General features: G+C 50.0%; 1 protein-coding gene. It reads left to right on the top strand.

Annotated features, from left to right (window positions below; translation table 11 throughout):
* Positions 1-1,185: amino acid adenylation domain-containing protein (locus tag V7S65_RS32195; protein WP_339547045.1), on the top strand; the 1,185-nt coding region annotated here is incomplete at both ends.

The following is a 1,185-nucleotide window of genomic DNA, read 5'->3' as shown; positions in this document are numbered from 1 at the left end:
CCGGAGGCAACAGCGCTGGTGTTTAAAGACAGCCACTTTACTTACCGGGAGCTGGATGAAATATCCGGTCGCCTGGCTTCATATCTGCATACACATTACACGCTGGCTCCTGAAGATCTCATCGGCATAAAATTACACAGAAGTGAATGGCTGATCATCTCTTTACTGGCGGTATTAAAGGCGGGTTGCGCGTATGTGCCGGTAGACCCTTTGTACCCGGAAGAACGGCAACGTTATATTGCGGAAGACAGCGGTTACAAAGCCTGCATCGATGATGCGCTGCTGGAAACATTCCGTGAAGGAATATATCCACCGGATTGCTACCACGAAGTGGGGGAGGATCAACTGGCCTATGTGTTATATACTTCGGGTTCCAGCGGCGTTCCCAAAGGTTGTATGCTGGAACACAAAGGGCTGATCAACCGGTTGCGCTGGATGTGGGATCATTACGGATTTACCACTGCGGATGTAGTCTTACAGAAAACGACGTTTACATTTGATGTATCGGTATGGGAACTGTTTATACCGTTGTGCTTTGGTTGCAGGATGATACTGAGCAGTGATGAAACGGTTTATTCACCGGCACAGCTGTCGGACTTAATCCGCCGGCACAAAGTAAGCCGGGCCCACTTTGTACCGGTGATGCTGTCGCGTTTTATAGAAGAGGTGGATATTGCCTCGCTGGATAGTCTGCAACATGTTTTTGCGAGCGGGGAAGCCCTGTCTGCAGCCACCGTAAAGGCATGGTATAAGCGCACGGCAGTGCCGTTAAGTAACCTGTACGGGCCTACAGAAGCATCGATAGAAGTAAGTTATTATGATACAAATCCGGAAAGCGATAAAGTAGCTATAGGTAAACCTATTGCTAATACGCATCTGCATATATTGGATCAATACAGTCAGCAGGTACCGGTTGGTATAGCCGGGGAAATCCATATCGGAGGTATCCAGCTGGCGCGGGGCTACCACCATCGCCCGGATCTGACAGCAGAAAAGTTTATTGACCATGCCGTGCTGAAGGAACGTTTATACCGCACCGGCGACCTGGGTCGCTGGCTTTCAGACGGCAACATTGAATACCTGGGTCGTATAGATGACCAGGTGAAAGTGCGTGGCTACCGTATTGAACCCGGAGAAGTGGAGCATGCACTCAAAGGGCTGCCTGGAATAGCAGCAGCAGTAGTT

It is taken from the genome of Chitinophaga sp. CCNWYY40, from assembly GCF_037483205.1.
Lineage (GTDB): Bacteria > Bacteroidota > Bacteroidia > Chitinophagales > Chitinophagaceae > Chitinophaga > Chitinophaga ginsengisegetis.
Note: the sequence above shows the minus strand (reverse complement) of the source record. Positions and strands in the feature narration are given on the sequence as shown.